6 protein-coding genes are annotated in these 4,629 nt (G+C 38.7%); 4 read left to right on the top strand and 2 right to left on the bottom strand.

Annotated features, from left to right (window positions below; all coding sequences use genetic code 11):
* Nucleotides 1-540: 540 nt before the first annotated feature.
* The gene (gene nth / locus EA365_14220; protein TVQ42792.1) at nt 541-1,182 is read right to left on the bottom strand and encodes an endonuclease III; all 642 of its coding nucleotides are present in this window, start codon (nt 1,180-1,182) and stop codon (nt 541-543) included.
* 3 nt (nt 1,183-1,185) lie between these two features.
* Nucleotides 1,186-2,277, bottom strand: a complete 1,092-nt coding sequence (rseP, locus tag EA365_14215; protein ID TVQ42791.1) for an RIP metalloprotease RseP — start codon at nt 2,275-2,277, stop codon at nt 1,186-1,188.
* Between the two features lie 180 nt (nt 2,278-2,457).
* On the opposite strand from rseP, the gene EA365_14210 reads away from it, so the two are divergent.
* The 4 genes from EA365_14210 to EA365_14195 all read left to right on the top strand — a co-directional run bounded on the left by EA365_14210 (nt 2,458) and on the right by EA365_14195 (nt 4,617).
* Nucleotides 2,458-2,673: a DUF2997 domain-containing protein gene (locus EA365_14210; GenBank protein TVQ42790.1), complete on the top strand. Its 216-nt coding sequence runs from the start codon at nt 2,458-2,460 to the stop codon at nt 2,671-2,673.
* Between the two features lie 50 nt (nt 2,674-2,723).
* Nucleotides 2,724-3,110, top strand: a complete 387-nt coding sequence (locus tag EA365_14205; GenBank protein TVQ42789.1) for a DUF1257 domain-containing protein — start codon at nt 2,724-2,726, stop codon at nt 3,108-3,110.
* Nucleotides 3,110-3,514 (top strand): ferredoxin, encoded by a 405-nt coding sequence (locus EA365_14200; GenBank protein TVQ42788.1) that lies wholly within the window; start codon nt 3,110-3,112, stop codon nt 3,512-3,514. Before EA365_14205 ends, EA365_14200 begins: the two co-directional genes overlap by 1 nt.
* A gap of 203 nt (nt 3,515-3,717) precedes the next feature.
* Nucleotides 3,718-4,617, top strand: coding sequence for an AEC family transporter (locus EA365_14195; protein TVQ42787.1), 900 nt, complete (start codon nt 3,718-3,720; stop codon nt 4,615-4,617).
* Nucleotides 4,618-4,629: the final 12 nt, after the last annotated feature.

Here is a 4,629-nt window from a genome sequence, read left to right as displayed (position 1 = left end):
TCTTTGGCTTTATACTTCTTTTATATTTTATCTATGGGGCTGCTGAATGTGGGTTATATACAGAATCAAGATGAAATAAAATAAGGACGCGATTCATCTCACGCTTATTTGAGAAAATAAAGCTTGAGGCTTCTCGCGGTTAAGCTAATTTTGCGGCTCTCTCGGCACTATGGGGTAAATTGTCTTTAAAGTTACACTTTCTTCTCTTTTGCATCTCTTGCCTATAACCATTCTTGTGAAAGCTTATCACCGCATGTACACCGAGAGCCATTCTTGGGCTTGTATAGCTACTTCTTCAGGAGTAGGGATTAACTCTTCTGAAGGATTAAGATAGCGTAATTGTTGGTCATATACTCCCAAATATACAGTATAGTGCTACGCGCTATGGTTATATCAAATGACTCAGTGGGTGACAATAAACTGAAAAAGGAGGTAGGGTGTAGGGTTTTATTATCTCTATATATTATACTCCTCTCTCGCCTCTCCCTACTCCCTATTGCAAGAGTGCCTGTTGCCTTATCTCAATTTTATCGTAAGTATTCATCCGAACTTGATCTTATACTTCTCTCCACTAGGACATAAATCAAACAAGACACAGCGATCGCACTGTGGTTTTTTCGCTTGACAAACAGCGCGACCATGATAAATTAGGTGAATAGAGAAGTTTTCCCACTCGGGTTGAGGTAATTGTTTGATCAAATCTCTCTCTATTTTCAGAGGATCACTATGAGTGGTTAAACCCAATCTATTACTCAAACGTTTAACGTGAGTATCTACTGTTACTCCCGCGTTAATCCCAAAAGCGTTAGCGAGGACTACATTAGCTGTTTTCCTCGCTACTCCAGGAAGAGTTAATAACTCCTCCATAGTTTGAGGAACTTCTCCATTAAAATCACTGACAATTTTTTGACAAGATCCTTGAATATTTTTGGCTTTGTTGCGATAAAATCCTGTTGACCTAATTAACCCTTCTAAGCTTGTTAAATCAGCTTCAGCTAGACCAACTGCATCGGGAAAACACCTAAACAATTCTGGTGTAACTTTATTTACTCTTTCATCGGTACATTGAGCAGAAAGAATGGTAGCTACTAGTAATTGTATAGGTGTATCGTAATTAAGGCTACAAGTTGCACTAGGGTAAGTTTCCTTAAGTATAGCTAATATCTTGTTAGCAACGCTCATTATTTATTGAAATAATTGTTGAAAAAAGGCTAGATTAGCTGTATCTCGGATAATCAAAAACATTCCTAAACCAAGTAAGAGAAATAAACCAGTTTGCATGATTCCTTCTTGTAATCGAGCAGGTAAAGGTTTTCCGAATACCCCTTCAATCAGCAGAAATAATAACTGTCCACCATCTAACGCGGGTAAAGGCAGAATATTAATAATAGCCAGGTTAATACTGATTAAAGCGGCAAATTGGAACAAATTACCGAGATTATCTTTGGCTAATTGTGCTCCTACTGCTACAATCGCTACAGGACCTGCTACTTGTCGCGCACTTTCTTGGAAATTCAATAATAACTGACTAAATCCTTGTACAGTTAGAGTAGCTATGCGTTGAAACTCATCTGCACCCATGACTATGGCTTCTAGGGGATTTTGAGCGCGTTTGCGCACTACTTCTCCATTAGGGGAAAGCATTACCCCGATTTTCCCTTTACCATCTTCACTTTCTTGGGGAATAACGGTGACGAGAATCTCTTCTGTATCTCTAGTGATGGTTAATTCTAAGGGTTGATTGGCGGATTGTTGAATTTTATCTCTGAGTGTGGTAATCCCTTCACTCGAAGCAGGAAGGGTGAGAGAATCAATACCTGTAATAATATCTCCTGGTTTGATTCCCGCTGTTGCTGCGACCCCTGTACTTTCGTTTAAAACTTGAGGTACTATTACCCCTGGTTGATAGTCAATACTTTGAAACCCTATTGTGCCAGATTGCACTACCAAGAGAAAATAAGCAAAAATCAGATTAGCGATTACTCCTGCACTAATAACGATCGCTCTATCTAAAATGGGACGATTGCGTAATAAATTAGGATCGTCTGGAGGTATGTTGCTATCTGGTTCATCATCAGGAAAGGCTACATAACCTCCTAAAGGAAAGGCTCTTACTGAGTATTCGGTTTGTGAACCTTTATATTTTAATAAAGCAGGACCAAACCCAATGGCAAAACGGTTAACGTAGATTCCTTGTAATCTGGCAGCGGCGAAGTGACCTAATTCGTGGACAATAATTAAAATCGCTAGTACAGCGATCGCAGCTAAAATTGGCATAGACTCGGGTTATATTAAGTTATTTTGACTTTTTTCTATTCTAAGACATCTTTTATCTAATCAGATTGGCACAAAATCTTAAAAAAACTCAAGTAACTAACCTAGTTTTTATGAACTTTTGCTACAATTCTATACATACTGCTGCAAAAATTTAGCGTTTAACCCCTTTGAGATTTAATTATGAACATGGAATCTCTTGAGTTTATTATTTACCCTGATGGTCGGGTTAAAGAAACGGTCACAGGCATAATTGGTGCTTCTTGTCAAGAGGTAACCGCAGCAATTGAAGCGGAACTAGGACAAGTTTTATCTCAAGAAAAAAACAGCGCTTTTTATGCTCAAGAAGCTTATCAATCGGACAAAGTAACCAATAAAGCTACTTCTAGTCAATGGTAAAGACTTCTTTTTTTTTGTAAAATTTAATTAACTTTTCTTTAGGAGCAAGTATGTCACACTTTAGCAATATCAAGACCAAAATCCGCAATCTGAATTATTTAACCACAGCTTTAAACGATTTAGGGATAGAATGGCAACCAGGACCATCCCAAGTCAGAGGATATCAGGGTCAAACTCACAACGCAGAAGTAGTAATTCCTCAAGCTAACAACTACGACTTAGGGTTTAGCTGGAATGGACAAGAATACGAACTAGTCACCGATTTACAATATTGGCAACAACCCTTAACCGTAGAAGGTTTTCTCAGACAAGTAACCCAACGCTACGCTTACCACACCGTAGTTAACGAGTCTAGCAAACAAGGTTTTCAACTCGCTGAACAACAAAAAAATCAAGATGGTTCAATTCGTCTAGTCGTACAACGTTGGAGCGCCTAATGTCGGAAATTCCCTCAAATTCTCAAGGTTCGGGTTTAGAGCCAGAATTGGGAGGGATTTTACGCAATAATGCCTCTGTTTCAGGATATGAACCAGAATTAGGAGGAGTATTACGGCAAAAAGGTCCCTACGTCGATGAAACGACCTGTATCGGTTGTAAACATTGCGCCCATACAGCGGCTAATACCTTTTATATCGAACCAGAGCATGGACGAGCTAGGGTTTTTAATCATAACGGCGACTCAGAAGAGTTAATCCAAGAAGCGATCGATACTTGTCCGGTGGATTGCATTCATTGGGTAGATTATACCAAGCTTAAACAACTAGAAACCGAGAGGAAAAACCAAGTAATACGCAATCTTGGCTTTCCTCAAAGTTCTACTACCAAAAAAGCTCGCTATTAATCATTGTACTATTTTTTTGACTCAATGGTAACTATTTATCATTGAGGTTTTTTTTGAGCATTTGCTATATAGTAGTACGCGTTGTGGTTAGGACATTTTCAAGTTATGAAACAAGAGTGCTAATCTACTCTTGCCTTTTGCGTAGCGCTATATTATGCCAACTGTGCAGAAAATACCCAATTGACGAATCTGCTAACTAATCAATGTCAGCCTTTTTACCCGCGATCGCTCCTGTAGCTTTAATCATCCTGATTGGTTTTATCGCTAATCGGTTTCTTCCCCTAGAGACTCAGAGTTTATCCCAAATCACCGTATATATCCTTACCCCTGCTTTAGTCGCTGATGGTCTCTATCGTACTACTATATCGGCAAAAAGTGCTACTGGATTAATCCTCGGATTTATTCTCGTCTCACTCGCTGTCTATATCACCTCGATAATTCTAGCTAAACTCCTCCAATTACCTCCCCCTTTAGCTACTAGTTTATTGGCTGCTTCTTTATTTCCTAATAACGGGAATCTCGGTTTACCCTTAATTAAATTTGCTTTTGGTGAACAAGGTTTAGAAAGAGCTATTATCTATATGATCGCTTCGAGTGTGTTAACCTTTGGTTTAGGTCCTGCTATCCTTAGAGGTAATGGTTGGCGTCGAGGCTTAAAATTAACCCTAAAATTACCCCTATTTTGGGCGATGTTATTAGGATTTGGAGCTTATCAACTCCAGTTATCTTTCCCTTTTAATCTCGCTGAAGGAGTAAAATTACTCGGTGAAGGTGCTATACCCTTAGCTTTAGTTATACTAGGTATCCAACTCTCTAGTATTACCTTTAAAATTAAAATCAAAGAACTATTGGGAGTAACCATCAGATTAATTTTAGCTCCTATTGTCGCTTTAGCAGTTGGTAAATTATTAAATCTCGAAACCCTTGATTTACAAATCTTAGTAATTCAAAGCGCCATGCCTACCGCAGTAAATACTATAATTTTAGTCACAGAATTTGGGGGAGATGTACCCTGGGCTGCACGAGCAATCGTTGTTTCTACCCTGGTTAGTTTCTTCACCCTCCCTCTCTGGTTACATATCGTCAATTATGTTAATTTTTAAAGAGAAAATAGC

It is taken from the genome of Gloeocapsa sp. DLM2.Bin57 (assembly GCA_007693955.1).
In the GTDB taxonomy this organism is placed as follows: domain Bacteria; phylum Cyanobacteriota; class Cyanobacteriia; order Cyanobacteriales; family Gloeocapsaceae; genus Gloeocapsa.
The sequence above is the reverse complement of the archived record's forward strand: the minus strand, read 5'-3'. Positions and strand labels throughout refer to the sequence as shown.

Coding starts and splice junctions, on each gene's coding strand:
- nth (TVQ42792.1), bottom strand. CDS start 1,182: ATGAGCGTTGCTAACAAGATATTAGCTATACTTAAGGAAACTTACCCT.
- rseP (TVQ42791.1), bottom strand. CDS start 2,277: ATGCCAATTTTAGCTGCGATCGCTGTACTAGCGATTTTAATTATTGTC.
- EA365_14210 (TVQ42790.1), top strand. CDS start 2,458: ATGAACATGGAATCTCTTGAGTTTATTATTTACCCTGATGGTCGGGTT.
- EA365_14205 (TVQ42789.1), top strand. CDS start 2,724: ATGTCACACTTTAGCAATATCAAGACCAAAATCCGCAATCTGAATTAT.
- EA365_14200 (TVQ42788.1), top strand. CDS start 3,110: ATGTCGGAAATTCCCTCAAATTCTCAAGGTTCGGGTTTAGAGCCAGAA.
- EA365_14195 (TVQ42787.1), top strand. CDS start 3,718: ATGTCAGCCTTTTTACCCGCGATCGCTCCTGTAGCTTTAATCATCCTG.